29 protein-coding genes and 1 tRNA gene are annotated in these 26,455 nt (G+C 56.7%); 7 read left to right on the top strand and 23 right to left on the bottom strand.

Going from position 1 to position 26,455, the window contains the following annotated elements; genetic code table 11:
* Window positions 1–458 precede the first annotated feature (458 nt).
* Entirely contained in the window at window positions 459–1,073 is a 615-nt protein-coding gene (locus JK213_RS13565; RefSeq protein WP_194263311.1) for a LysE/ArgO family amino acid transporter, read from the bottom strand.
* Window positions 1,074–1,149: 76 nt separating this feature from the next.
* Between JK213_RS13565 and JK213_RS13560 the strand changes: the two genes are divergently transcribed.
* Complete coding sequence (locus tag JK213_RS13560; protein WP_194263278.1) at window positions 1,150–2,070, top strand: LysR family transcriptional regulator ArgP; 921 nt, start codon at window positions 1,150–1,152, stop codon at window positions 2,068–2,070.
* 96 nt (window positions 2,071–2,166) lie between these two features.
* On the opposite strand, the gene JK213_RS13555 is transcribed toward JK213_RS13560, so the two are convergent.
* Genes JK213_RS13555 through JK213_RS13545 form a run of 3 tightly spaced genes read right to left on the bottom strand, consistent with a single transcriptional unit; the run spans window position 2,167 to window position 4,748 of the window.
* On the bottom strand, window positions 2,167–2,745 hold the full coding sequence (locus JK213_RS13555) for a hypothetical protein (protein ID WP_228125639.1): 579 nt from the start codon (window positions 2,743–2,745) through the stop codon (window positions 2,167–2,169).
* Between the two features lie 20 nt (window positions 2,746–2,765).
* Window positions 2,766–4,550, bottom strand: coding sequence for a hypothetical protein (locus JK213_RS13550; RefSeq protein ID WP_228125646.1), 1,785 nt, complete (start codon window positions 4,548–4,550; stop codon window positions 2,766–2,768).
* Window positions 4,551–4,586: 36 nt separating this feature from the next.
* Complete coding sequence (locus JK213_RS13545) at window positions 4,587–4,748, bottom strand: hypothetical protein (RefSeq protein WP_194263279.1); 162 nt, start codon at window positions 4,746–4,748, stop codon at window positions 4,587–4,589.
* Window positions 4,749–5,102: 354 nt separating this feature from the next.
* Here JK213_RS13545 and JK213_RS13540 point away from each other — a divergent pair, with 354 nt between their 5' ends.
* Window positions 5,103–5,948: an SDR family NAD(P)-dependent oxidoreductase gene (locus JK213_RS13540; RefSeq protein ID WP_194263280.1), complete on the top strand. Its 846-nt coding sequence runs from the start codon at window positions 5,103–5,105 to the stop codon at window positions 5,946–5,948.
* A gap of 159 nt (window positions 5,949–6,107) precedes the next feature.
* Here JK213_RS13540 and JK213_RS13535 read toward each other — a convergent pair whose 3' ends face one another.
* From JK213_RS13535 to gatC, 6 genes are all read right to left on the bottom strand, one after another.
* Window positions 6,108–6,344 carry a hypothetical protein gene (locus JK213_RS13535; protein WP_211571744.1) on the bottom strand — a complete coding sequence of 79 codons (237 nt, stop codon included), beginning with the start codon at window positions 6,342–6,344 and terminating at the stop codon, window positions 6,108–6,110.
* A 103-nt stretch (window positions 6,345–6,447) separates the two neighbouring features.
* Window positions 6,448–7,053 carry a nucleoside 2-deoxyribosyltransferase gene (locus tag JK213_RS13530; RefSeq protein WP_194263281.1) on the bottom strand — a complete coding sequence of 202 codons (606 nt, stop codon included), beginning with the start codon at window positions 7,051–7,053 and terminating at the stop codon, window positions 6,448–6,450.
* Between the two features lie 97 nt (window positions 7,054–7,150).
* Window positions 7,151–7,242: transfer RNA gene (locus JK213_RS13525), tRNA-Ser, on the bottom strand.
* Between the two features lie 90 nt (window positions 7,243–7,332).
* A complete protein-coding gene (gatB, locus tag JK213_RS13520) occupies window positions 7,333–8,790 on the bottom strand; it encodes an Asp-tRNA(Asn)/Glu-tRNA(Gln) amidotransferase subunit GatB (protein ID WP_194263282.1) in 1,458 nt (485 codons plus the stop codon).
* Entirely contained in the window at window positions 8,787–10,274 is a 1,488-nt protein-coding gene (gatA, locus tag JK213_RS13515) for an Asp-tRNA(Asn)/Glu-tRNA(Gln) amidotransferase subunit GatA (protein ID WP_194263283.1), read from the bottom strand. Before gatA ends, gatB begins: the two co-directional genes overlap by 4 nt.
* Entirely contained in the window at window positions 10,274–10,561 is a 288-nt protein-coding gene (gene gatC / locus JK213_RS13510) for an Asp-tRNA(Asn)/Glu-tRNA(Gln) amidotransferase subunit GatC (protein WP_194263284.1), read from the bottom strand. The genes gatA and gatC overlap by 1 nt, the downstream gene beginning before the upstream one ends.
* 69 nt (window positions 10,562–10,630) lie before the next feature.
* On the opposite strand from gatC, the gene ruvX reads away from it, so the two are divergent.
* A complete protein-coding gene (gene ruvX / locus JK213_RS13505) occupies window positions 10,631–11,113 on the top strand; it encodes a Holliday junction resolvase RuvX (protein WP_194263285.1) in 483 nt (160 codons plus the stop codon).
* Between the two features lie 350 nt (window positions 11,114–11,463).
* Here ruvX and JK213_RS13500 read toward each other — a convergent pair whose 3' ends face one another.
* Genes JK213_RS13500 through JK213_RS13480 form a run of 5 tightly spaced genes read right to left on the bottom strand, consistent with a single transcriptional unit; the run spans window position 11,464 to window position 17,812 of the window.
* The gene (locus JK213_RS13500; RefSeq protein ID WP_194263286.1) at window positions 11,464–12,300 is read right to left on the bottom strand and encodes a lytic transglycosylase domain-containing protein; all 837 of its coding nucleotides are present in this window, start codon (window positions 12,298–12,300) and stop codon (window positions 11,464–11,466) included.
* A gap of 49 nt (window positions 12,301–12,349) precedes the next feature.
* The gene (locus tag JK213_RS13495; RefSeq protein WP_194263287.1) at window positions 12,350–14,131 is read right to left on the bottom strand and encodes an aminopeptidase P family protein; all 1,782 of its coding nucleotides are present in this window, start codon (window positions 14,129–14,131) and stop codon (window positions 12,350–12,352) included.
* Window positions 14,128–14,673: a GNAT family N-acetyltransferase gene (locus JK213_RS13490; RefSeq protein WP_194263288.1), complete on the bottom strand. Its 546-nt coding sequence runs from the start codon at window positions 14,671–14,673 to the stop codon at window positions 14,128–14,130. Before JK213_RS13490 ends, JK213_RS13495 begins: the two co-directional genes overlap by 4 nt.
* Entirely contained in the window at window positions 14,673–15,578 is a 906-nt protein-coding gene (locus tag JK213_RS13485; protein WP_194263312.1) for a 50S ribosomal protein L11 methyltransferase, read from the bottom strand. The genes JK213_RS13490 and JK213_RS13485 overlap by 1 nt, the downstream gene beginning before the upstream one ends.
* On the bottom strand, window positions 15,578–17,812 hold the full coding sequence (locus JK213_RS13480) for a UvrD-helicase domain-containing protein (protein ID WP_194263289.1): 2,235 nt from the start codon (window positions 17,810–17,812) through the stop codon (window positions 15,578–15,580). The genes JK213_RS13485 and JK213_RS13480 overlap by 1 nt, the downstream gene beginning before the upstream one ends.
* A 27-nt stretch (window positions 17,813–17,839) precedes the next feature.
* On the opposite strand from JK213_RS13480, the gene JK213_RS13475 reads away from it, so the two are divergent.
* A complete protein-coding gene (locus JK213_RS13475; RefSeq protein ID WP_194263290.1) occupies window positions 17,840–18,529 on the top strand; it encodes a RadC family protein in 690 nt (229 codons plus the stop codon).
* Between the two features lies 1 nt (window position 18,530).
* On the top strand, window positions 18,531–19,277 hold the full coding sequence (gene radC, locus JK213_RS13470; RefSeq protein WP_228125641.1) for a RadC family protein: 747 nt from the start codon (window positions 18,531–18,533) through the stop codon (window positions 19,275–19,277).
* A 4-nt stretch (window positions 19,278–19,281) separates the two neighbouring features.
* Here radC and JK213_RS13465 read toward each other — a convergent pair whose 3' ends face one another.
* The 6 genes from JK213_RS13465 to rpmE form a co-directional block, all read right to left on the bottom strand.
* Entirely contained in the window at window positions 19,282–20,406 is a 1,125-nt protein-coding gene (locus JK213_RS13465) for a 5-(carboxyamino)imidazole ribonucleotide synthase (RefSeq protein ID WP_194263291.1), read from the bottom strand.
* Window positions 20,403–20,927, bottom strand: a complete 525-nt coding sequence (gene purE, locus JK213_RS13460; protein WP_194263292.1) for a 5-(carboxyamino)imidazole ribonucleotide mutase — start codon at window positions 20,925–20,927, stop codon at window positions 20,403–20,405. Before purE ends, JK213_RS13465 begins: the two co-directional genes overlap by 4 nt.
* Window positions 20,928–21,128 carry a YdcH family protein gene (locus JK213_RS13455; protein ID WP_011253895.1) on the bottom strand — a complete coding sequence of 67 codons (201 nt, stop codon included), beginning with the start codon at window positions 21,126–21,128 and terminating at the stop codon, window positions 20,928–20,930.
* Between the two features lie 119 nt (window positions 21,129–21,247).
* Window positions 21,248–21,832 carry a DUF1013 domain-containing protein gene (locus JK213_RS13450; protein WP_062028710.1) on the bottom strand — a complete coding sequence of 195 codons (585 nt, stop codon included), beginning with the start codon at window positions 21,830–21,832 and terminating at the stop codon, window positions 21,248–21,250.
* 210 nt (window positions 21,833–22,042) lie between these two features.
* Complete coding sequence (locus JK213_RS13445) at window positions 22,043–22,501, bottom strand: Hsp20 family protein (protein WP_322783068.1); 459 nt, start codon at window positions 22,499–22,501, stop codon at window positions 22,043–22,045.
* Between the two features lie 156 nt (window positions 22,502–22,657).
* On the bottom strand, window positions 22,658–22,885 hold the full coding sequence (gene rpmE / locus JK213_RS13440) for a 50S ribosomal protein L31 (RefSeq protein WP_062028708.1): 228 nt from the start codon (window positions 22,883–22,885) through the stop codon (window positions 22,658–22,660).
* 189 nt (window positions 22,886–23,074) lie between these two features.
* Here rpmE and mscL point away from each other — a divergent pair, with 189 nt between their 5' ends.
* The gene (gene mscL / locus JK213_RS13435; protein WP_194263293.1) at window positions 23,075–23,533 is read left to right on the top strand and encodes a large-conductance mechanosensitive channel protein MscL; all 459 of its coding nucleotides are present in this window, start codon (window positions 23,075–23,077) and stop codon (window positions 23,531–23,533) included.
* Window positions 23,533–23,925, top strand: a complete 393-nt coding sequence (locus JK213_RS13430; protein ID WP_194263294.1) for a hypothetical protein — start codon at window positions 23,533–23,535, stop codon at window positions 23,923–23,925. The genes mscL and JK213_RS13430 overlap by 1 nt, the downstream gene beginning before the upstream one ends.
* 33 nt (window positions 23,926–23,958) lie before the next feature.
* On the opposite strand, the gene secF is transcribed toward JK213_RS13430, so the two are convergent.
* Window positions 23,959–24,897: a protein translocase subunit SecF gene (gene secF / locus JK213_RS13425; protein ID WP_194263295.1), complete on the bottom strand. Its 939-nt coding sequence runs from the start codon at window positions 24,895–24,897 to the stop codon at window positions 23,959–23,961.
* A 5-nt stretch (window positions 24,898–24,902) separates the two neighbouring features.
* Window positions 24,903–26,444, bottom strand: coding sequence for a protein translocase subunit SecD (gene secD / locus JK213_RS13420; RefSeq protein ID WP_194263315.1), 1,542 nt, complete (start codon window positions 26,442–26,444; stop codon window positions 24,903–24,905).
* Window positions 26,445–26,455: the final 11 nt, after the last annotated feature.

Here is a 26,455-nt window from a genome sequence, read left to right as displayed (position 1 = left end):
GTGCGGTCGCCTTGGTAGTTCATGTTTCTGGCCTCCATAATGAGAACAGAAAGAGAACAAAGCAGAACGCGTCAATGATTCTCTGATGACACGGGATAAATCTGGGCGAGGGCAGGGGACGCTGACTTGGCGATGAATCCTGTGACGTCGAAAGGGAGGTGTTAGTGCAAAAAGTAGGCAATCCCACCTGATGACGTTAGAAAAAATATATTCTTATCAGTTACTTAGAGGGATATTTAGGCTGCCTTCACACGGCAGGGGTCACAGGTTCAATCCCTGTCGCGCCCACCATCCGAAATTCTTGGAAATCCTATCTCATATATTGCGATATAAACTCAGGTTGCGTTGGCAAGAAACAGTATAGTTTGTTCTGTATCCGTTCAGAAGATTTACTTTTTCCTGTTAAGTCGATTTCCAGCCTCATCATCCTGCAATATTCACTGTATTCGCAGACAATTTTAGAGATCTTGTACCAGCAAAAGGGTTGCGAGAAAAAGCATTACGCACCCAATAACAAGATCCAGAACCTTCCAGGATTTCGGCGTAGCGAATATTGGCTGTAAAAAACGTGCACCATAGCCTAATGCACCAAACCATAGAAAACTGGCAGATGCCGCCCCGGCTGCAAAAAAGGGCCTAAGGGGAAGTGGCTGCGCTGTCGACGCTGCGCCCATCAAGAGAACCGTATCGAGATAGACATGCGGATTAAGCCAGGTAAACGCTGCGACTGAGGTCAATGCTTTCGACAAAGCAACAGAAGCGCCTTGAGTGACTGTCATGCTCTCCGAGAGAGTAACCTGACGCAGCGTTCTTAGGCCATACCAGAACAGAAACCCAGCACCGGCGAGCGTAAATCCTTTCGCGATTTGTGGGAAAGCCTCCAGCAGAGCCCCCATTCCACTCACCCCCGCGATAATCAGGATAGCATCTGAAAAGCCGCAGAAAAGGACAATGGGACCGACATGCTCTTTCTTCAGACCCTGTCGAAGAACGAACAGATTCTGAGCGCCGATCGCGACAATCAGTGAGGCAGAAAGCGCAAAACCGGAAAAAAAGCTTGTAATGAAAGACATCATTCAGCCTCCTTACGGAGCGACTTCGAAAAAGGAAAACTTGTTTTTCTTATCCTGATGAAGCAATCCTTTATTGGTGTTGGATTATAATGCTCTTGCGGCCGTAAGCGCTGTCATCCGGGAAGGCTCCTTCGACAGTGCGGCCAGAAAATTAAACATTACGGCTTCTGCTGTTTCTCAGCGCGTCAGAGGATACGAAGACCGGCTGGGTGCTCTGCTGATTATTCGCGGCCAACCGTGCAGGCCGACAGAACTGGGCCAGGCCCTGGTGATCCATCTCGACAGGGTTCATCTGCTCGAAGCGGAAATCCCTCATCTTTCCTTCGCGTCAGGGCCCTTGTCTCCACCTGAGGTTACTCTGAGAATTGCCGTAAATGCTGATAGTCTTGCAACGTGGTTTCCAGGTGCAATCTCACGCTTTGCTATGAAAGAAGGAATTTGTTTGGACCTTCTTGTCGAGGATGAAACCTGTACGGCTGACCGCTTAAGATCAGGCGAGGTTATCGCTGCAATCACAGCCCAAACAGAGCCAGTCCCGGGATGCAGCTCCATCCAGCTCGGGGGCATGCAGTACGTTGCCTGCGCTACTCCTGATTTTGCAGCGCAATACTTCAGAACCGGAGGTACCGCAGCGGAGTTTCAGGAGGCACCGTGCATATGCTTTGACCGCGACGATGGTCTGGAGGCGCGATGGTTGCATGCTCTGCACAAGACAGATCTACCGCGGCGGATACATTACGTCCCCTCTACGCACGGCTTTCTGGATTTTACACTCAATAGTTTTGGATGGGGGTTACAGCCGCACGCCTTGGTGGACAGCTATCTATCTCAGGGAAATCTAATCGAAATCGTTCCTGGCCACCGTCTTACCGTAGATCTCCACTGGGTCATACCGAGATTCAAGAATAAACTGTTGAACGATCTTACTCTTCACTTGAAAAATGAATGCGACCTATATTCTTTTTTAGATCAAAACACGAACAGACCTGAAATATAATTTTTTTAAAAATAATATGTTTACATAATAACACTTACCTTGATAGTTCATCCTTCTGATCTTCAAGATTAAGGATGAACTGAAAGATCCCGAAAATCACTTTCCGCGAACACCAACAAATGGATGATCTGATCCGGGCGGGCAGGGGGAAGCATATCCACCGATTAACAACTGGACATGCGCAGCCAACGCGGATCGATCTGCTTCGATCCGCGTTGCGGCTTCAACACGGACCGCATCGTTCTGCCCCAGAAGTGCTCCGACATATCCGACCTCACGTCCAGCCTCGGCATCAGGCAGCGCCGACAGAGGCACGAACTGGACCGGAAGACTTAGAGTTTGGCCCTTCGTTCGGCTGGCATCGGCCTGCAAACCAAAAACAGGGGTAAAGCTTGACGTCGAGACGGAGAACGACCCCGACTGACTAAACGTGCCGGACAGATCCATCGTCACCGGCCCGGCAATCATGGCCACGACCGGATCGGACGTGTTCTGCGCGCACTGAAGCGCCCGGACGTTGGCGTCGAACCGGGCGGCCTGATCGGCCGTCCAATGCTGCACACCCGACACACTGACCACTCCGGCTTTCGTCAGATCCGCCTGCACCCCGGCAATGGCCTGACTGATTGTGACGGGCGCGACAGACCCGGCAGAACAGCCAGAAAAAGCAAGCATTCCACAGAGCGCCAGCCTCCTCATACCAGCGCCTCTCCACCCAGACCTGTCCACGCCTTCGTATTTGGGTTCCACATCGCCATAACACCCTGAGCGCCAGAGCCGATGGTCTTGTCCGTCACGACAGCACGCTGCCACGCAACAGGGGATGTCGGCAGTGTAGCGAAGGTGTAGGCGTTATAAGCCAGAACAAGAGGTTCTACTGCCAGAGTGGCCTGGTTCGTGGCGCGGGTAATGGATACAGCGGGCGTGGCCAGATAAGCAGAACTGTCGGAAGATGCGGCTGTAATATTGAAGGTAGCAGCACCATTTTGCGTAGATGGACACGATATCTTCCAATAAACGCCTTCCCAATCCTTTTCGATCCACGCAATACCGCTCTCGCCCCAAGTGCCATCTATACCAAACCATGGCGACGCAAGCGCCGTGTTTCCACTGGAATTATGCGTAAATAGATATCCTTGATAGCCGTCCTTGTCCTGTAACGTCAGGCAAGGCGGGTTATTGTCTTTTGATACTAATGTAAATCTGTTGTAGTTATTATTGGAGTTAAATCCAACATTAATACTGTGGTTATTCCCGATATCCCACATTGAAAACAGAGAATCGTCCGAGCCTGCATCGGAGGGATGCGTTAAAGCAGGAATATTTGAAATCGATGCCATTTGTAACGGCAGATAACTCGCGCCGTTCGCCGCAGTGTATCCTAAGGCGGTATTAATCGCCGCCGCTGTCAGATCCGTCGTACTTCCGCCTGAACCCGGCGCACCTGCCGGTGCTTGAAAAGAAACTGCTGGAGCGGTTGCACCATTGCTCATTGTCGCTGTGAGCGTAACCGTGGATGCCTGACCCGCTACGACCGTCCCTTGACTTACGGCGACGGACGCTATTCCTATGCCGGACTCGCCGGCAGGACCAGCCGCACCTGTTGCGCCCGTATCGCCTTTCGGTCCAGCTGCACCTGTAGCACCTGTAGCACCTGTAGCACCTGTAGCACCTGTAGCACCTGTAGCACCTGTAGCACCTGTAGCACCGGCTGGAGCCACGAATGTTGTCGGTGCCGTCGTCGTGCCATCAGTGAGAGTAGCCGTCAGCGTTACGGTCGAAGGCTGGCCGGTCGTGACAGGGTCCTGAGTCACATCAATCGATTTGACACCGACACTCTGCACACCGCCCGAGGAGAGCGATGCAACCCATTGATCGATGGTCTGGGCTTTGCCGCCTGACGTGACATTCAGTCCGGAACCATCACCGGCATACGTCCCGGCCGTCACGCTCTTGAAAGATGGCGTGCCAACCGGGGCGGCATCCTCAGTCGCCATGACGACCTGACCGTTCGACGAATAACCCGAAGGCAGCGCCTCCACGCCCGCGATCAGCACGTTGCCGTTCGTCAGGGTGTCGGCAGGGAAATCCGATGGTGGGGCGGTCGCAGCGGTAAGGTCCGTGATCTGCAAGACGGCCATTACGGAATAGACCCGGCCCTGCTGCGTCGTAATCTCGAAGAGGATTTTCTGCGTCGTATCCGGCTGGCCGCTCGCGAGAAATGCCACCACCATCGTCCCGGCGACGGCACTCCACATGACCGTAAGAGCATAATCTCCACTTGCCGTAATAACCTTGGCCGATCTGATGGCGACAAGCGTATCACCTGTCCCGGCCAGAAGCGCCGAGAAATCCAGCGAATAATCCAGACAGTCAGCAGACGACTTCGGACAAAAAGTGACTTGAGAGACGACTCCGTTGCATCCCTGCAAAGTAATCGTCCGCAGCGGAGATGGGGTAAGATTATGAATTGTGGTCATGCAGTCCTCATGTCGTTCAGAAACACGTCGAAATTTTCAGCGTTCCGGCGTCCTACCCGGAAGACCCAGCCAGCTCTGCTGCCGCGGCAGACCATAGGCTTCATCGCCCCTCAACTGATCTGTGGTCGGAGTTTGCATGCCACCGAAACGGCCGACAGACGCATGGGCGGCACCGAATACGAAGAAGCGGTTGCGCATGTATCTCCAGACATAAAAAAACCGCCCAAAAGGCGGTTAGGAGAGTTAGGTTGATGGGGCAGCACGGAAAGCATCTTCATAGAGAAGCAAAGTCGCGCGCACCGAGGAAAATCATGTGTCAATCCGACACTTTGCGCAAACTGCCTGTCTTATTAGAATAAGCGGTTGAACCGTTATCATTGGCTATAGCCACGCAATTCCCCCCTATAACGCACAACATTCCTTCTCCTGCCTTCATATGTAAGAAAACCATAGGATGCATGCGGCTATCGCGTTATGAAGATTTAACAGTTTTTCCAGAAAGCCGATCATGAACGCCCTGACACCCTCAATTCCGACTGGTTCATACAATACATGAAGCTTTTTTCCTTCAAAAAGGGAGTGTCAGTACCATCTTGCGCCGTCATGACGGGTGGAACAGGCGGAATTGGATGTGAAATTGCAGGGCTTCTTCTGGAAAAAGGATGGGATGTTCTTCTACTGACGCGCCAACCACGCAAAGCTGAAGAACAGATTTCCAGCAGAAACGGTCGGTTTGAGGCTGTTTATTGTGATCTTACCAAACCTGAAGATCTGGAGGCCATCAGTGCCGCCATTCTGGAAAGAAAAAAAAGTATCGGACTATTGATTCATTGCGCTGGAAAAATACAGCCCGAGTTGACCAAAGATCTCACTCGGCACAGCCTTGAAGAACAGATGGCGATCAATCTGACATCACCAATACTCATGACCAGTCAGTTGCTGCCAAACCTGTCCCCGGCTTCACATATCGTCTTCGTCAATTCCATTGCTGGCGTCATGCCCCTTCAGGGAAGTGCCGTGTATAGCGCAACAAAGTTCGGCCTCAGGGGTTTTGCACGGTCATTGGCGTTGGAGTTCAAAGCCGGAACAATCCGAGTTTCGTCTATCTTTCTTGGCGCCGTCGACACTCCAATGCTTGAACAGGAAACACGGGATGGTGGATCCGTACTCAACTTTGTCAACAAGCCTCTTCCGGCGCGGCATGTGGCCAGCCTGATCATCCGGACCAGCGAAGGAAGGGGACGTGAAATCTTTCTACCTGCGCTGGATGGGATTTTCGCTCATGCATGCCTGATCATGCCTTGGCTCCTACGAATGACCACCCCGATTCTAGAAAAAATCGGCCATATTGGACTGCGCCGCTTTCAAAAAAACAAACAACACTTCCATAAAATCTAGAAATTATTCCTGAATTCCCGATATTGTTTTGTATAAAATTTTTTACTCAATGAATAACATATTGAAACAAAGAGACACTACTCAGCCAAAATATCATCCATAGGAAATTTTAACGATTTATTGACGAAAAATATGAAGGGATATACGCTCTTTGTCATCTTACACTTTCGGAAGGCTGTAACGTGCCACGTGTAACGTTGACTGATTTTCTGCAAGTGACTCAATGGTCGAATGACCAGCTTGCGCACCGGATTGGCCGTACAACAGATGATATTCTGCGATGGTCTCATCATGACGCTGAATTGCCGAAGCCGCTTCAGCAATGGATAACGCGCGTCGTAACAGCCTTCCAAACAGAACCTCCGCCGCGCGGATATGCCATGGAGCGTTCTGCAAGCTGCTCCTTCAATGATGATGCATCAATGACTGTCGTATGTAGCGTCTGCAGTCTAGCTCCCCGCTGTAGACAGGGGGTCTACGCCAAAAACTGAAGCTGAGTTTATATTTCTGCGTAAAGCCGTTTCGAAAGACACGCGGCAGCCTGCCGAAACGCTTTAAAAAAATCGCCATCAATGGCGACGCTGCCGCCCGCCATCTCAATAAAACCCTCGACCATTCCATTCTGAAGCAGCCCTTCAGAATGGACCAGCATGCCATCGGGATCTTCCATACACCCTGAGGAGGGGGCATCACTCTCAGGCCTAGCGGAAAGGCTCTCATTCCACACATCCCGCCAGTAAGTCTCGACCTTCTCGGAATAGAGGCGTCCGTCTACGGTATAAGCCTCCATCGGCTTTCCAAGACCCAGCATGTAACCGATTTCAACCGCCGTTCCTGGGTCCATCTCCGGAGAACGACGGAACGGATCAATACAGAACAAACCTGCGGCACAACGGTCCATCAGATCACGGTCCGCGCGGACAAAGGCAAGAATAGTCTCCCGCCCCGGAGGCAGCAGACGTGCTTCGGCCTGCCCATCAAAAGGTGCAACACCCTCAAGACCATATTCTGCGCAGATCGATTTCAAACGCGCAAACAAATCAAGAGCCTGCGGCCTGAACACCAGATCACCGGCCAGATAGACTGGAATAGAATTCTCTGACATAGGCCACAGCCTCTACAGATTTCCGAAACGGAAATAAAGTCCCGCAGGATACACCCTTGGGCAACAAATATTCGGGCCATTATGTCTTGAAAAATACTGGCGGAGGGGATGGGATTCGAACCCACGATACGACTTACATCGTATAACGGATTAGCAATCCGCCGCCTTCAGCCTCTCGGCCACCCCTCCGCACTTTACGCGGTTTGCACTGCGTAAGCAGGAGTGTTCTTAGGGGGTAACCGCGTCGTGGTCAAACCCCCTAAGAACATTTTTTTCGCCTTACTCTGAAAGAAGTTTCTTCAGAGTTTCATTAACGAGGGCAGGGTTACCCTTACCCTTCATGGCCTTCATCGTCTGACCGACAAAAAAGCCGAAAAGCTTGTCCTTACCGCTTTTATATTCTTCGACTTTATCGGTGTTCGCCGTAAGAATATCGCGAATGGCGCTTTCAATGGCCCCTGTGTCCGTAACCTGACGGAGACCCTTACGCTCAACGATGGCAGAGGCAGAATCGCCCGTCTCGACCATGTCTTCCAAGACTTCCTTAGCGATCTTGCCATTGATCGTAGAGTTGGAAATCAGGCCCAGAAGCTCTCGCAGACCTTCCGCACTCACCGGGCTGTCTTCAATGGAACGGCCAGTGCGGTTCAGCGCTGCGAAAAAATCACCCAGCATCCAGTTTGCCGCCAGACGGGCATCGGCGCCACGCGCCACGGTTTCGTAGAAATCCGCAGTCGCCTGTTCAACACACAGAACGGAAGACTCATAGCGGCTGACACCGTATTCTGCTTCCAGACGAGCGCGCTTGGCTTCAGGCAACTCAGGCAGGGCCGCCTTGAGTTCGTCAACCCACGACTGTTCGATGACCAACGGCAGAAGGTCAGGGTCAGGGAAGTAGCGATAATCGTGCGCATCTTCCTTGCTGCGCAAAGAGCGCGTTTCGCTTCTGACGTGATCGAACAGGCGTGTCTCCTGATCGACGGTGCCCCCAGCTTCCCAGACTTCAATCTGCCGCTGCGCCTCGACTTCGATGGCCATCATGACAAAGCGGATCGAGTTGACGTTCTTGATCTCACAACGCGTGCGATATTCCGTCTCGTCCGGCTTGCGAACTGACACGTTCACATCGGCGCGCATGGACCCTTCCTCCATGTTCCCGTCACAGGTGCCGATATAGCGCAGTATCTGCCGCAGCTTGCGCAGATAGGCGCCAGCTTCTTCAGGCGAACGGATATCCGGCTCACTGACGATTTCCATCAGCGCCACCCCGGCACGATTCAGGTCGATGAAAGAGCGCGTCGGGTCCTGATCATGGATTGACTTGCCAGCGTCCTGCTCCAGATGCAGACGCGTCACACCGATTTCACGCGTGCTGCCATCGGTCAGATCGACAAGAACCTTACCCTTGCCAATAATCGGATGGGCAAACTGGCTGATCTGATAGCCGGTGGGCAGATCGGCATAGAAATAGTTCTTACGGTCGAAGCGACTGAACAGATTGATCTCAGCTTCGAGCCCCAGACCTGTACGGACCGCCTGTGCAACGCATTCCTGATTCAGAACCGGAAGCATGCCCGGAAAACCAGCATCGACGAGGCTGACATGCGTGTTCGGTTCGCCGCCATATTCCGCCGAAGCGCCGGAAAAGAGCTTGGCTTCGCTAACGACCTGAGCATGAACCTCAAGACCGACAACAATTTCCCATTCACCGGTGCTGCCGGTAATACGATAGCTCATGCCGACACTCCTGCATGAAGGGTGGGTCTGTGATGGAACTCCGCCGCCTGCTCAATGGCATGACCGGCAGCAATCAGCGTCTCTTCATCGAAGAACTTACCGATAAGCTGCAACCCAAGCGGCACACCGCGCGCATCCAGACCAGCCGGAACGGACAGGGCAGGGACGCCCGCCATGCTCGCCGGAACCGTAAAGACGTCATTAAGATACATCTGCACCGGATCGGTCGGCTTTTCGTCCCGCGCGAAAGCACCCGATGGTGCGGTCGGCGTCAGAAGAACATCGACATTCTCGAAAGCTTTCAGGAAGTCTTGCTGAATCAGCGTCCGGACCTTCTGCGCGCGCAGGTAATAAGCATCGTAATAACCCGAAGACAGCACATGCGTGCCGATCAGGATGCGGCGCTTGACCTCTTCACCAAAACCAGCAGCACGGCTGGCTTCATAGAGACCATCCAGCGAAGGTGCACTCACACGCTCACCAAAACGAACACCATCGTAGCGCGCAAGATTCGAAGACGCTTCGGCCAGAGCCGCGATGTAATAGGTGGGAAGGCCGTATTTCGTATGAGGCAGGGAAACCTCAACAATTTCCGCACCAGCATCCCGCAGCCAGGTCATACCCTGCTGCCACAGTGCCTCGATCTCCGCAGGCATGCCGTCCACATGATATTCTTTAGGAATACCAACGCGCAGTCCTTTGACGCCACGCTTCAGCGCAGCTTCGTAGTTCGGAACGGGCGTATCAACACTCGTGGAATCGCGCGGATCGAAACCGGCCATCGATTCGAGCAGAATGGCGCAATCCTGAAGATTACGGGCCATCGGACCAGCCTGATCGAGCGAGCTTGCAAAAGCGATCGTCCCGAAACGCGAACAGCGCCCATAAGTCGGCTTGATCCCGGCAATGCCCGTAAAAGCCGCCGGCTGACGGATGGAACCACCCGTATCCGTGCCCGTCGCACCCAGCACGAGCCCAGCCGCGACTGCTGCGGCTGATCCACCGGAAGACCCACCCGGAACCAGCTTGGCGTCAGAATCCTTGCGCTTCCAAGGATTTTCAACCGGACCGAACGCGGAGGTCAGATTGGCCGACCCCATGGCAAACTCATCAAGATTCAGCTTGCCCAGAAAAACTGCACCGTCTTTAAGCAGATTGGCCGTAACCGTGCTTTCATAAGGCGGTACGAAATTGCCAAGGATTTTGCTGGCCGCCGTAGTGCGAACGCCATTCGTGCAGAACAGATCCTTGATGCCCAGCGGAATACCGCAAAGGTTCCCGCCTTCGCCCTTGGCCAGAGCCGCGTCCGCAGCCTTGGCGCCTTCGCGGGCCCGATCGGGCGTGCGGGTGATGAAGCTGTTGAGCTGACCGTCCAGACGCTCGATCGCGTCAATATGAGCGTTCGTCAGTTCGACCGCAGAGATCTTGCGCGCCTTGAGCGCGTCCCGGGCCGAAGCCAGCGTGAAATCGTGAATGCCGGACATTATTCAACCACCTTCGGTACCGTGAAGAACGGACCTTCCCGTTCGGGGGCATTGGCCAGAACCTTGTCACGGCAATCGCCATCCGTGACCCGATCTTCCCGCAGACGGGGCTTTGCCAGACCCGTACCAATCATGGGATCAACGCCCGTGACATCCACTTCCTTGAGCTGTTCCACCCAGTCGATGATGGAGCCCATATCCTGTCCGAGAGTTTCAACCTCTCCGGGCTGGAGACCGATCCTCGCCAGTCTGGCGATGCGCGTAACCGTTTTCGCGTCGAGCGACATGAATATTCCTGAGCAAGAGGAAATTTTATGGTGGCTTTTCAGCCTTCGAGGGGATCATAACGCCGTGCTATGCCCCTGTTCAATCCACATGATCTCCGTAATCTCGTTCAATCCGGTCAGCGCATCCTCGGGCTGGACCCCGGATCGAAGACCATCGGCGTCGCGCTGACGGATGTTTCTCTCATGCTGGCCTCCCCATTGATCGGCCTCAAGCGCAGAAAACTGGGAGAAAACGCTCAGGAACTTGCCAAGATCGTCCGCACGCAGGACGTCGGCGCCCTTGTTGTCGGACTGCCGCTTTCACTGGATGGATCTTTTGGCCCTGCAGCCCGTGCAGCCTCCGACTGGACGCAGGCTTTGTCCGAACGTCTCGGGATTCCCGCAGGACTATGGGACGAACGGCTGTCTTCCAGTGCCGTCAACCGTTTCCTGATCCAGGATGCCGACATGACACGAGGACGGCGTGCCGAAGTCGTCGACAAGATGGCCGCCGCCTATATGCTTCAGGGCTGGCTTGATGCCTCACGCCCTGAAGCCCCAGAGTTTTTCTAATCAGATCGTCCTGCTCTCCCCCAACGCGGAACGCCATGATGTATTGGCCAGAACACGGAACCACATCCGGGCTGTAAGTGCGCCGATGAACAGGCAAAACAGGAACTTCATGCTTCTTCTCCTCTCGTGAAGCACAAAACGAACCGTATTAGTCCAAGTTCTCTAACGAAGCGTTTCAAAGTGTTAAGGTGCGCTGAAAAATGATGTTTCGCACATCGATCTTGATAATTCTTCTGGGACTATCAGCCTGCGCTCATACGTCCGATGATGGCAGTGCCTCAATCACCCAACATCACTCTTCCCGTCATGGGGCGTATGCAGGAGCAGGGGGTGGCTGGTCCGGGTTCTGATCAGCGCTGACGCCACGCAAGCCGGACCGGCATGGCGCGGTAGGACGCAAGATCCCGTCCGCCATGCACAGGCAGAGCGCTTCCAGCCTGACCGACGGCATGATGGATGATCCGGGGCGGTGGCGCGTAAGACACCATGTGAACAGACGGCATGGCTTCCACACGCGGCGTCGGACGTTCGGAAAATCCGGATTGCCTGTTCAGCGCAAAATAGGGCGCAGGTCGGGCGGCTGGAAGCATGGCCTGAAGACCTGATGCTGTCATGACAACCTGCGGCAGAAAATCAGGCGGCCTGTAGCTGTCAGGTTGTCCGTTCCAGATGGCCAGAACATGTCGAGCGTAATCCGCACCAAGGGCCGGGGTGAGGGAGTGATAGGCTGCCGTCGCCGCGGGCCAGCCTTGAAGCTGGTTATGCAATCCAGACAGAAAACGGGCACCGTAGCGGGCATTGCTGAACGGATCAAAAGCGTCTTCAAGCGAAAAAAAAGCGTCCGGATGATGATGCAGGTTGATCTGCATACAGCCCACATCAATCGAAACGATGCCGTGCGCCTGAAAATCCCGCACAGCCGCAATGGCTTCGTCCTTGCTCTCGTAGAAATACCCTTTTCCAGCCGCATTGACGGTCCAAGGCCAGGCGACGGTCGCCGAACCATTCGGGTCCCGCCGCCCGCTCTCCACACGACTGATGGCATCTAAAAGACGAGGCGGGATTCCTGCCTGCTGTTCGGCAGCTTGCACCGCCGTTTTACAGACAGATGAAACATCAAAAGCCTTCGCAACCGGCACACCGGAGAGCGTCATGGCAGCAGCAAGAAAACGAACTTTCCCGATCATTTTTCTATCTATGATCGGGAAAGGTAAAAAAACGGTTATGCCTGCAACTTTACCGAACGAGCGGTTTGCAGACCTCCGCCAGCCACTCTGCGACTTCTGGTTCGACATGCGGCGAAACCCGCGCCTGAACCTCGGCGTGGTATGCATTCAGCCAGCTCAGCTGAGCATCATTCAAAAGGGCCACATCAATCAGCTTACGATCAATCGGCGTGTAGCTGAGGATCTCGAACTCCAGAAATGCGCCCTTGCTGCCCTTGAACGAAGACGGGCGCACCAGCATCAGGTTCTCGATCCGGATTCCATATTGTCCCGGTTCGTAATATCCCGGCTCGTTGGAAACGATCATGCCTGCTTCAAGCGCAACAGGACGCGGCGCAGGGGAGATGTTCTGCGGGCCTTCATGAACGGACAGATAACTTCCAATGCCATGTCCGGTCCCGTGATCGTAGTCCATCCCGACCTGCCACAGGGCAGCGCGTGCCAGAACATCCAGCCTGTGCCCGGTCGTGCCGGGCGGAAAACGAATGCGGGAGAGGGCGATATTGCCCTTCAGGACGCGCGTGAACGCTTCCCGCACATTGGCTGGCGGCTCCTGATCGCCGACCCAGAGGGTGCGGGTAATATCCGTCGTGCCGAACGGATACTGACCACCACTATCGATCAGATAGACGCTGCCTGCTTCCAGAGCCCGATCATGACCGACCTGCGCCCGATAATGAGGGAAAGCACCATTCGGTCCGACTGCGGAAATGGCGTCAAAGCTCTGCTCCCGATAATCATTGGAGCGGGCACGCAGACCATCCAGTCGGTCAACAAGATCCGTCTCGTGCTGGCCGATTCCTGAGACCGTCAGGGAATACAGGAAGCGGGCCATTGCCACGCCGTCATGAGCATGCGCCCGACGCGCGCCCTCCTGCTCGGTATTGTTCTTGATCGCTTTGGGAAGCGTGCAAGGGTCCGTTCCGTCCACAACCGTCGCACCGCCAGCCTGAAGCGTGGTGTCGAACCACACAGCCGTCGAAACCGGGTCCACGCGCACCGTTCTCCCCTTGAGAGCCTCAAGACGCGTTGCCAGTTCCGCAGGGGCATGAACTGTCACGCCTGAGCCACAGACATCCATCACGCCTGCCGACAGACGCTCCGATGCAACGAACCATTCGGCCGTTCCATCAGCGTGCAGGATTGCATAGCCATGTGCGACAGGGGTCAGAGGAACATCGCTGCCACGAATATTCAGTAGCCATGCCAGCGAGGTGCAGTCTGCGATGATGGCGGCGTCATGCCCGGCCCGGCTCAGGGCCTGTCCCAGACGCAGGCGCTTGTCGGCACTGCTTTCGCCAGAAAATTCCACAGGATGCGGCATGACCTGACTGGCAGGAGCCTCTGGGCGGTCTGCCCACGCCTGATCGATCGGATTATGCGCCAGCGCGACAAGTTCAACACCCGGCGTCTGCCATGACGCCAGCATGGACTGACTGACCAGACGCGGATCATACCCGATTCTCAGCCCGTTCGCCTGCTCCGCCAGCCAGTCGGAAAGGGGTTCCAGCGAAATATGCCGACGCTCCCACAGATCATGCGGAACCTGTTCTTCCAACTGCACCGTATAACGCCCGTCGGAAAAAACGGCGGCTACTTCCGGCAGAATGGCGGCAAGACCGGCACTTCCCGTAAAGCCCGTCAGCCACGCCAGACGCTCGGCACAGGAGGCGACATACTCGCCCAGATATTCATCACCCCTCGGAATGATGAAACCGTCAACGCCCAGTGCTTTGCAGGCTGCGCGAACGAGGGCAGGGCGCTCGTTGAGCGGGATGGAGGACAGGGTCATGAAAAGTCCTTTTCCACAGAAGACATATCGTCGAGGCAGAGTGTCATGAACAGCAGATCAAGCCAGCGGTCACGCTTGCGCCCCACTTGTGGGAGTATGCCGCAGGTCTGGAAGCCAAAATCGCGATGCATCGCAACGGACGCAACATTATCTGCCGTGATCCCAGCCACCATGACGTGAAATCCAGCATGTTTTGCATGCTCAATCAGGGCAAGCAGAAGAGTGCGGCCAATGCCCCGACGCTGATACAGAGGTGAAACGTAAACCGAGTGTTCGACTGTACGAGCATAGCCTTCATAAGACCTGAAAGACCCGTAAGAGCCATATCCCATCACTTCACCAACCGTATCGACAGCAACAAGCACGGGATATCCGTGCGCCAGCCTGTCCTCGAACCATTGACGCCTCTGGTTCAGCGTAAAGGGCGTCGTAATCCAGAGCGCATTGGTGTTCTTGATGGCATCATTGGTAATGCGCAGGATCGCCGGAAGATCGTCCTCACTGGCTTTTCGGATCACCGGCAATGCCCGCGGCGCGTTCATCAGCAGCGGCGACGCAAGATCAGCGTGGCCCAGTCGCCCTCACGCAGAATACGCTCCAGCACAAGGCCCTGCCGCTGATGCGCCACCAGAACCATCCGCGCCTGACTGTAAAGCAGCCCCGCCAGAATGGCCGTTCCGTTCGGCGCAAGATTCAGCGCCAGAGACTGCGCCATCCGGCACAGCGGGCGGGCCAGAATATTGGCGAAAACCAGATCATACGGCGCTTTGGCGCGTACGGCCTCGGTCTGCCAGCCATTACCAAAACGGCAGTCCAGCAGATTACCCTGACCATTCAGCCGCGCGTTGAGCTTGGCCGTCCGGACGGACCAGGGCTCGATATCAACGGCCAGGACGGGGCGGTGCAGCAACTTCGCCGCCGCCATGGCCAGAATGCCAGACCCACAGCCCATATCCAGAATACGCTGCGGCTTGCGATACGCCACCATCTCCAGAGCCCGCAGACAACCGCGCGTCGACCCATGCTCGCCCGAACCAAAGGCAATCCCGGCATCCAGCGTAATCGTCAGGCGGGACTGATCGGGCGCGCCATGAAGATGAGTGCCACGAATGGCGAAGCGCTTGCCGACATTCTGCTGCGGAAAGGACTCATACGTCCGGGCCAGCCAGCCTTCAGATTCGGTCGGGGTGCGTTCAAGCTCAGCTTCACAGCCGGTCAGCATCCGTGCAACTGCCAAGGCGTTTTCGAGCTCATCTTCCTTGAAGCCGGTGTCCTTCACACCTTCCACGCGCCAGTATTTCTGCGCGTCATCGGCTTCGAAAATACCGACCGTTTCGCAGGCACACATCAGCGCCTGCTCGAACAGCGGAACAAAAGGCTCTTCAACCGTGATGGACAGGGTTTCGAGCGCACTGGCATGGCGACGGCCAATGCTGCGGGGTGCCATCACGATCTGATCTCCACAAAGTTTGACATGACGCGCTTAACGCCACCGTTTTCAAAATTGATGTGCAACTGCGGTCCGTCAGCACCGATAACCGTGCCTTCACCGAATCTGTGATGAAAAACCGTCGCACCGACCGCAACAGTCGGCTCCGGCTTCACATCATGAAGCTTCGGGCGCGGGGCACGGAACCCTGAAGGGCGCGTGCTGGTGAGTGGCCCCGACGCGAACATGGACGGTGCCGCCGCAGCCTGACGCCGCGTCTCAAAGGCCTGCCCATTCATCTGAACATGTTCGGACGGGATTTCCTCAATAAAGCGGCTCGGCATCGAGGACTGCCAGTTCGCATAGATCCGACGGCTCGCCGCATGCAGCACGATCGCCCGACGGCGCGCGCGGGTCAGCCCGACATAGGCCAACCGCCGCTCTTCCTCCAGCGCCCGGTTTCCACCTTCGTCCAGCGACCGCTGGGACGGGAACACACCTTCCTCCCAGCCCGGCAGGAACACCGTGTCAAACTCCAGCCCTTTGGCACCGTGCAACGTCATGAGACTGACCTTGTCGTCAGACGTCTCACTTTCGGTATCCATGACGAGCGCGACATGCTCCAGAAAACCCTGAAGCATTCCGAATTCGCCAATCGCGCGCAGAAGTTCGCGGATATTGTCCAAACGGCCCGGAGCCTCAACGGAGCGGTCGTCCCGCCACATCTGAAGATAGCCGCTGTCTTCAAGAAGCTGTTCAGCCGCAACGACGTGACCTTCGGTCTCCAGCGTAGCCTTGGCCCGCTGGAACGCACCCATCAGCCCATCCAACGCCTCTTTCGACTTGCCTTTGAGCAGCCCTTCCTGAAGCTGCCAACTCACTGCCGCCGTTAACGGGCCAGGCAGGGCACGTGCCTGAACATGCAGCTTCTGCACCGCCACCGCACCCACACCCCGTTTCGGAACATTGATGATCCGCTCGAATGCCAGATCATCCGCAGGCTGCGACAGAACGCGCAGATAGGCCAGACAATCCCGGATTTCAGCACGTTCGTAAAATCGCAGCCCGCCCACAACGCGATACGGAATTCCGATCAGCATCAGCCGCTCTTCAAAAGGCCGCGTCTGGAACCCGGCCCGCATCAGAATGGCAATTTCCGAAAGCGGGTGCCCGTCCGCGCGCAGGCGCTCAATCGCCCCACCCACGATTCGCGCTTCCTCATCAGAATCACGAACGCCGATGATCTGAACCTTCTCGCCGTCCGCATCCTCACGGCCCGGCCGCAGCGTCTTGCCCAGCCGTCCCTCATTATGGGCGATCAGACCAGCCGCGGCCGCGAGGATCTGTGCTGTCGAGCGATAATTCCGCTCCAGACGCACCACTTCCGCGCCCGGAAAATCCTTTTCGAATCGCAGAATGTTCTCAACTTCCGCCCCACGCCAGGAATAGATGGACTGATCGTCATCCCCCACGCACGCAATGTTGGACGGTCCATGCTCGCGCTTGGCCAGCAGACGCAGCCACAGATACTGAACGGTATTGGTATCCTGATACTCGTCCACGAGAATATAGCGGAAAATCCGGTGATACTGCGCCAGAACATTCGGCTGGTTCCGCAGAATCTCCGTCATATGCAACATCAGATCGCCGAAATCGCACGTATTGAGCGCAATCAGACGCTCCTGATATGCCCGGTAGATCGCCAGCGCATGACCATTCGCAAAATCTGAATCCTCTGCCGGCGTCACCCGGTCAGGCGTCAGTCCGCGATCTTTCCAGCGCTGGATGATGCCCATGAGCTGGTTCGGCGGCCAGCGTTTGGTATCGATCTTCCACGGCTCCATGATCTGCTTGAGCAGGCGGATCTGATCGTCTGTATCGAGAATATTGAAGCTGCTGGTCAGACCGACATATTCCGCATGACGCCGCAACATCCGCGCGCAGATTGCATGAAACGTCCCGAGCCACAGCCCTTCCGCAGGCTCACCCAGAATCGCGCTGACACGTTCGCGCATTTCACGCGCAGCCTTGTTCGTGAAGGTCACAGCCAGAATCTGACTCGGATAAGCACGTCCGGTCAGGAGAATATGCGCAAAGCGCGTTGTCAGGACGCGCGTCTTCCCCGTTCCCGCACCCGCCAGAATGAGGAGCGGGCCTTCGGTCGTCTCGATGGCGCGTCTCTGCTCCGGGTTGAGGCGGGAGAGATACTCGGGCGTAGAGGCGGGCGGGTGGAAAGAGAGGTCTTGCGGCACCCTCCCGATATAGAGTGAGATACCGTCATGGCCAACACCTATCCCCGGATCGATCTGACACGCGGCACTGGTCCACAGGGACATCGGGCCAGAATGCGCGCGCGCGTACTGAACACTGGTGCGAGCACGCTGGCGGACTATGAAATTCTGGAAATGCTTCTTTTCGCCGGCGTACCCCGCAAGGACACGAAGCCCCTCGCCAAAGGGCTGATCGGCCATTTCGGCAGTCTGGTCGAGGTCTTTCGTGCTCCGACACAAGCCTTACGGGCAGCGGGCCTGAAAGACGATGCCATCCGTGTCCTGCGTCTTCCGGGCGTTGCAGCGGAGCGGCTGGCGTCTTCGGAACAGCGCGAACGTCCGACACTGAGCAACTGGGACCAGCTCACACAATATCTCAAACAGGCGCTTGAGGGAGGGGTGTCAGGACAGTTCCGACTACTCTATCTCGACAACCGCAACCGGCTGCTGGCGGACGAAACCGCACCCGACGCCGATACGCCGAGCGAACGCAACCGCGCCATCGCCATCCGGGCGCTCGCATTGCACGCTACGGCCCTGATCGGATTTTACGTCCGCCCGACAGAGCGCCCGACCGATCTGTCACAGACAGCCCGACAGCTGGATTTTGCAATGCGTCCCCTGTCCATCACGCTGCATGACGTGCTCATCACTGGAAACGGACCGCCCTCCAGCCTGCGTCAGGAAGGATTGCTGTAGGATGGAAAGTGAGACGAGCGGCTTCTCGGATGGCATGACAGGCCTGTCATCGGCCGATCTGAGACAGATCACAGCCCTGACCGAGCCTCCTTCGAAACTAGAACCGCCACTCGCCCTTCTGACGGGCCGGGGACGCCATCTCGATGATGCGACCCTTCTTCATTTGGTGACCGCCCAGTTCACAGGACGGGAGGAGGGCAGCACCGAACTTTCACATACGCTTTTTGCCCGTTTTGGATCGCTAGCTGCCGTTCTTTCCGCCAGCAACCGTGAACTTGAAAGCATCACAAATATGGGCACGCATATGGTGCCGATGATCCGCCTCCTTCAGGAAGCGGCGCTTCGCTACAACAGGGCGCGCCTTCCACCTGAAGACGTTCTTGATAGCGAACAGAAGCTGCTCGATTACCTCACGGCCCGTCTGGCCCGGGAAAATATCGAGCAGTTCCGGATCCTGTTTCTGAACGAAAAGAACAGCCTGATCGCTGACGAAGCTCAGGCCAGAGGCACCGTCAACCATACACCCGTCTATCCACGCGAGGTGGCCAGACGCGCCGTAGAAGTCGGCGCGAGTGCTCTGGTTCTGGTCCATAACCATCCGAGCGGCGACCCTACACCCTCAGAAGCTGACCTTCAGATGACGATGCAGGTTCAGGCCGCACTGGATGTCGTCGGCGTCACGATCGCAGACCATTTCATCATCGGCAACGGCCGCCATACCAGTTTCCGGCGCAGCAACCTGCTCTGAAACTTCAGCCCCGAGGCGGCAGAAGCCCTTCGAGAGCCAGTTCTCCGGGAAGAGCGCCACGCGGAAAAATGGTGTTTACATGACCCATTTTCCGGCCTTCACGCGCCTCCGACTTTCCATACAGATGGAGCGACGCTCCATCCGTCGCCAGAATGCCCGGAACCCGCGCCATGTCTTCCGGGCCGATCAGATTGTGCATGACTGCATCGGAATGGCGGCGTGCAGGCGGCAGAGGCAGCCCCGTAACCGCACGAATATGCATCTCAAACTGATCCACCAGACACGCATCCATGGTCCAGTGACCGGAATTATGCGGACGGGGTGCAATCTCGTTCACCATGAGGCTTCCATCAGCCGCATGGAACATTTCCACACCCATAATCCCGACCAGCCCCAGCGCTTCCGCGATCTGTGCCGCCATATCCTGCGCCTGTCGGGCAATATCAGGCATAACGCGGGCAGGCGCGAGCGTCACATCCAGAATGCCGTTCCGATGGCGATTTTCTACCGCATCGAAACAGCGCACAGTCCCGTCCAGACCACGCACGACCATCACACTCAGCTCACGCTCGAAGTCGATCATCTTCTCCGCAACAAGCGGGTAGGGCAGATCGTCCAAGGCGGCCAGAGCTTCAGCATCCGGCACACGGAACTGGCCCTTGCCGTCATAACCAAAGCGCGTCGTCTTGAGAATCAGCGGAAAACCCAGCGTTTCCAGCCCAGACAAATCTTCGGGACCATTAACCGCATGCCAAGGCGCAAGGCTGACACCGATTTCGGAAAGACGCGTCTTCTCCGCAATCCGGTCCTGACTGATCCTAAGAATGTCGCCTCCCGGACGCACCGGACGACGTTTTTCCAGAAATGCCAGACCTTCGGCGCTGATATTTTCGAATTCGAACGTCACCACATCGCAGCGCGAGGCAAAATCCTCAAGCACGGTAGGGTCGTCATACACCCCCACAGTAACAGAAGCGGCGACTTCAGTGGCAGGGCTTGGGAAATCCGGGCTCAGAACATGCACATGATAACCGAGCTTCGATGCAGCAACAGCAGACATGCGACCAAGCTGTCCACCGCCAATAATCCCGATCGTACTACCGGGTGCAAAAACGTCCTGTGTGTTCATTCGACAGGAACGTCCGCCACCGCAGCCGTCTGCGTCGCTCTCCAGGCATCCAGACGCGCCATAACCTGCCCGTCGGAAACCGAGAGGATCGACGCCGCCAGAAGCCCCGCATTGATCGCCCCAGCCTTGCCAATCGCCAGCGTACCCACCGGAACACCACCGGGCATCTGGACGATGGAAAGCAGACTGTCCTGACCATTCAGCGCCCGGCTCTGGACGGGAACGCCAAGCACAGGAACGCTCGTCCATGCCGCGCACATTCCCGGAAGATGTGCAGCCCCGCCAGCGCCCGCAATAATGACATGCAACCCACGCCGACGCGCCGTCTTGGCGTATTCCACCAGACGGTCAGGGGTGCGGTGTGCAGACACGATCCGTCGCTCATGGGCAATGCCCAGATTGTCAAGGATGTCGCAGGCATGACGCATGGTGTCCCAGTCGGACTGGCTTCCCATGATAACGCCAACGCGGATTGGCATGTCACCCTGAAGGGTTTCGTCGGCGGAAAGGATCTGGCTCATTCAGGCAATATTATCCGGGATGAGACGGGTCTCGATCCACGAAATCTCATCTTTAAGCTGAAGCTTGCGCTTTTTAAGGCGCTGAAGCTGAAGCTGGTTGAGGGGATGATGGACGAGACGCTCGATGACAGTATCCAGATCGCGATGCTCGCTGCGCAGTTCGTGCAGACGTTTCAGCATGGCATTGTCGTCAGTCATCATGGCATCCGGTCCCGGAGAACAGTCAGGCATTGTGGAGAGACTGATTCTTTCCACTCTCTCCAATGCAGTATCATGCCTGAAGGGCACCGGACCAGTACCCGTCAGGCATTCATCCCGGATCAGGCGTGACTGTCGCTGTCCGGCACATAGGCTTCCACGACCGGCAGGGCATGACCTTCGCGCGCCAGACGGTCATTCGCAGCCGTGACGGCAGCATGAAGATCGGTCTGGGTGCACAGACCAAGGATCACCGGGTCGCGCGGCTTAATGTTGGCACTGTTCCAGTGCTGGCGATCACGGACTTTGATGATGGTATCCTTAGTCGTGCCAAGCAGCTTGACGATCTGGGCCTCGGAAAGCTGCGGGAACTGGCGCAGAACGAACGCAATGGCATCCGGACGGTCATTGCGCTTAGCAACCGGCGTATAGCGCGCACCCTTGGCGCGACGCTTCACAGGGCTGGCCGTCGGCATGATCTTCAGGCGTGCGTTGGTATCTTTTTCGCAGCGCTTGATTTCGGCTTCGGCAAGCTGGTGGTTCTTGACCGGATCATAGCCGTTGATTCCGGCCGCAACTTCGCCGTCTGCAATCGCCTGAACTTCAAGCGGGTGCATGCCACAAAATTCTGCGATCTGCGTGAAGGTCAGGCCGGTTTTCTCGATCAGCCAGACGGCCGTCGCCTTGGGCATCAAAGGCAGGGTCATGTCGATGCGTTCCTTGCTGGGACACGGAGGGAGCCAGCTTCCGCAGGCACCGATCAGGCGTATCCGGCGAGGAAACGATCCCGCCCGGGATATGATCGCGGCACCTGCTGGATGCTCTGCGATAATGCAAACGGGTATGGGCCACCAAAGCCGCGATGGTCAAGCACCAAAACGGAGAGGCGCATTTTTAAGATACGCACCTCCTATAGCTTATGCGGTGTAAACAGTTCCAGACGGAGCAGTCTGCCCCGTTCCGTTCCGAACCGGAATACGGCGCGGCCTCGCAGCTTCCGGCACGACCTGTCGAACCATGATGGACAGCAGCCCATTCACCAGATCCGCCTGATCGATTTCCGTGTGATCGGCCAGCACGAAACGACGCTCGAAGGCCCGCGTGGCAATACCGCGATGCAACCACTCCCGGTCACGACTGTTTTCCGGAACGCTGCCACGCACGACAAGCGTGTTGTCTTCCTGAACAACATCCACGTCTTCGGGCCGAAAGCCTGCAAGAGCCATCGTCAGGACGTAGTTCGTCTCGCCGGTTTTTTCGATATTATAAGGGGGATAGCTTGGAAGGGCCTGAGCGTTGGCAACATTGCCAGCCATCGTGGCCAGTCGGTCAAAGCCGATCGCGCTGCGAAACAGCGGTGTAAAGTCGTAAGTCACTGAAACCTCCTTCTGGCAGGAATCATCTGGCGCATTTCCCGATATGGCAAAATGCTATGGTCAAACCAGCCACGACCCGAACGGCATCGTGGCTGATTCTCCAGATAGGTTCCGACCTGTCCGCCTTCAAGAGGAGGCGGGAGGAGGGGCGCCGAATTACTTCGTGCGCGTACCGATGCCTGCAAAGCGCTTGTTGAACTTTGCAACCTGGCCTCCGGTATCCATCATACGCTGGACGCCCGTCCAGGCCGGATGGGACTTCGGATCAACGTCGAGACGCAGCGTCGCGCCCGGCTCACCGTAGCAGGAATGCGTCTTGTATTCGGTCCCGTCGGTCATGATGACGGTGATCTCGTGGTAGTCAGGATGGATGCCGGATTTCATGAATGTCTACTCCATAAAGAAAGCTCCGATGCCGACCGGAGCGAATCATCAGGCGCGTATAACGGAAACCGCCTCCAGATGAAAGTAGCCTTTACTGGATCATGTGAGTCCGTTTATCCCTTGCAATGAAAGCGGGCTCGAATGTCAGGCCTGCAACCGTGGCTTCACGGATCTCAAGAAAGGTTTGATATGAGCGAGACGAAACACACCCTGCACACTCCGGGCTGGGTCAGCGATTTCCAGAAATTCATCATGCGCGGCAACGTGCTCGATCTGGCCGTCGGTGTCGTGATCGGTGCCTCGTTCAGCGCGATTGTCGGCAGTGCGGTCAAGGATGTCCTGACGCCATTCATCGGCCTTCTCACCGGCGGTGTTGATTTCTCAAACCTGTTCATCACCCTCAAAGGACCGGTGAAAGACACGCTCGCCGAAGCCCAGAAGGCAGGCGCAGTGACCGTGAATATCGGCCTGTTCCTCAATGCCGTGATCCAGTTCCTGATCGTGGCCTTCTTCATTTTCTGGCTGACCCGCATCCTCAGCAAGCTAAGCCGTAAACACGACGAAGCTCCTGCCGCTCCGCCGGCTCCGAGCAAGGAAGAGGTTCTCCTCACGGAAATCCGCGACCTGCTGGCCCAGAAAAACTCCTGATGACAGCCATGAAAGTTTCCCGCCCCGCAGCCTGGCGCTCTGCGACGGCTCTGCTTGTAGCGGGGGGCTTTCTGGCCGGATGCGCGGCACGCCCTGAAATGACGGGACTGCCGCCATCCCCCAATTCCCGGCTTTATGCGTATTTGATCGCGCATGGCATGGCACGGGGAGCTGTCATGACCAGACAGATCGGCCCCGATGGACTGACCCGACTGGTCACTCTGGACAAAGCAGCACAGCAGGCAACCCTGAACGCACTGAAGCTGCAAAGCTCATCCGCAAACAGGCAGGCCGATCAGGCGCTCTCCAACCTTCTCGCTGATCTGCCGCAAAAGCCGCCTCCCATGACGAGCCATCCGTCAGAGCAGACACAAAAAAACCGGCTCCCCTAAGGGACGCCGGTTTTTTTGTAGACACTGGCCGTATCAGCCTGCGTCCGTCTCTTTGCGCAACCGCTTCTCGCCCATCAGAAGCAGAAGAGGCGCTGCAATGAAGATGGACGAGGACGTTCCTACGACGATCCCGAACAGCATGACCGTCGCAAACCCGGTCAGGGTGCTTCCCCCAAACAGTGCCAGGGGCAGGGCTGCCAGAAAGACCGTCATGGACGTACCAAGTGTCCGGTTCAGGGTTTCGTTGATGGACAGGTCCAGCAACTCCCGCAGCGGCATCGTCCGATACTTGCGCAGATTTTCCCGGATACGATCGTAAACGACAACCTTGTCGTTCGTGGAATAGCCTAGGATCGTCAGAAGAGCCGCAACCATCACCAGATCGAATTCAAAGCGCGTGATGGCCAGAAAACCGATCGTTTTGGTCAGATCCAGAATAAGCGTCACCACGGCACTGATGGCAAACTCACGCTCGAAACGCGCCCAGATATAAACTAGAATCATCGCAAGGCTGAAGCCAAGCGCCAGCAGGCCGTCACGGAACAGTTCGGAGGATACCGAAGCCCCCACGGCATCAGCGCGCAGAACTTGCGTGCCCGGTTCAGCAGCCGATATGGCGTTCTTGACACCATCGACCAGCTTCTGGGTCTGCGCCTCGCGATCCGCCCCTTCGGGAGCGTTGATCGAAATCCGAACATCGCGCGGCGACCCGAATGCCTGCACGGCATCAGGATGAATGCCGGCATGATCCAGAGCCGCCCGCAGCTTACCAAAATCTGCAGGGCCCGGCGTCTGGGCCTCCACAATGATGCCACCGCGGAAATCCAACCCAAGCTTCAGACCGGGCTGGAAGAACAGGATGACGGAAGCGATGGAGAGGACCGCCGAAACGATCAGCCCCATGTGACGGCCGCGCATGAAATTGATGCGCCGATCGTCACGGACAAAACGGAAAAGAGGACGTGACAGCATGACGATCAGACCGGAAGTTCTTTGGGACGGGCGAGGGCGTACCACCGCACGACCAGAAGGCGTGACAGCAGGAGGGTCGTGAAGAGGGTCGTGACGATACCGATAGTGATCGTCAGGGCAAAGTTGCGCACCGGCCCCGTTCCGAACACGAACAGCATGACATGCGCCAGAAATGCCGTGGCGTTACTGTCGATGATCGTGCCGGTCGCGCGGTCGAAACCTGCCTGCAGAGCCTGAAGCGGACCCCGGCCGCGCTTCACTTCCTCGCGGATACGCTCATTGATCAGGATATTGGCATCAACGGCCATACCCAAAGTCAGCAGCATACCGGCCATACCCGGCAGGGTGAGCGTCGCCTGAAACAGCGACAGGATCCCAACCATCAGAATCAGGTTCGCAAACAGCGCGATATCGGCATACAGACCAAATCGTCCGTAAAACAGCACCATGAACACGATGACCAGAAGCAGACCCGTCAGCAGGCTGATAACACCGGCACGAATAGACGCAGCCCCAAGGCTCGGGCCGATCGTGCGCTGTTCAACCACCGACAACGGAGCAGGAAGCGCACCGGCACGCAGCAGCAATGCCAGATCCGACGCACTGCGCGCATTGAAGCCACCCGTGATCTGACCGTTTCCAGCCGTGATCGGGCTGATGATGTTCGGGGCCTCAATAACCTTGTTATCCAGAACGATCGCGAAGCGCTTGCCAACATTGGCGCGGGTCACATTCGCAAACGCCGTCGCCCCCGCACTGTTGAGCTGGAACGTCACCGCCCAGCCACCGCTCTGCTGATCAATCACCGCACCGGCATTCGTCAGATCCGTGCCGTCGACATCGACGTGATCCTGAACCGCAACCTGCGTATGCATGCTCTCGTCTTCAAGCATCGTCGAACCGGGGCTCGCAACGCTCGGGTTCGGAGCGAGCAGGCGGAACGTCAGGCGCGCCGTCGTACCCAGCAGGCTCTTGATCCGCTCGGGATCGCTGACACCCGGAAGCTCGACAACAATCCGATCGTCGCCTTCACGCGCAATGCTCGGATCAATCGCACCCGTCGCGTCGATACGACGGCGAACGATCTCAATGGACTGCGCCACGGCTTCGCGCGCACGGGCCAGCATCGCCTCATGCTGAAGTGTCAGAACAATCCGCCCGTCTTTTTCAGACGTCGTGAATTCGTTCGGCACCACAGGTGGCAGGGACTGCATGGCCTTGAACGCTGCATCACGCTCGGCATCCGAACGCGGCAGAAAGCTCAGGCTTGCGGTCGCATCGTCACGGACGAAATCCCGATACCCAAGAGAGTGATCCAGAAGAGTCTGGCGCACCTGATCCTGAAGGGATTGCAGACGATCATGCTCAAGGGATTTCAGATCGAGCTGAAGAAGAAGGTAGGACCCACCCCGCAGATCGAGCCCCAGATGGATCTGCCGCCAGGGCAGGGACGGTGCGGGAGAACGCAGGAAGTTGGGCAGACACAGGAGCACGCCAATCAGGCAGATGCCTGCGACGCCCAGCAGTCTGAGCCGGCTATAATACATCATATCAGGTC

It is taken from the genome of Gluconobacter sp. Dm-44, from assembly GCF_018256175.1.
In the GTDB taxonomy this organism is placed as follows: domain Bacteria; phylum Pseudomonadota; class Alphaproteobacteria; order Acetobacterales; family Acetobacteraceae; genus Gluconobacter; species Gluconobacter cadivus.
Note: the sequence above shows the minus strand (reverse complement) of the source record. Positions and strands in the feature narration are given on the sequence as shown.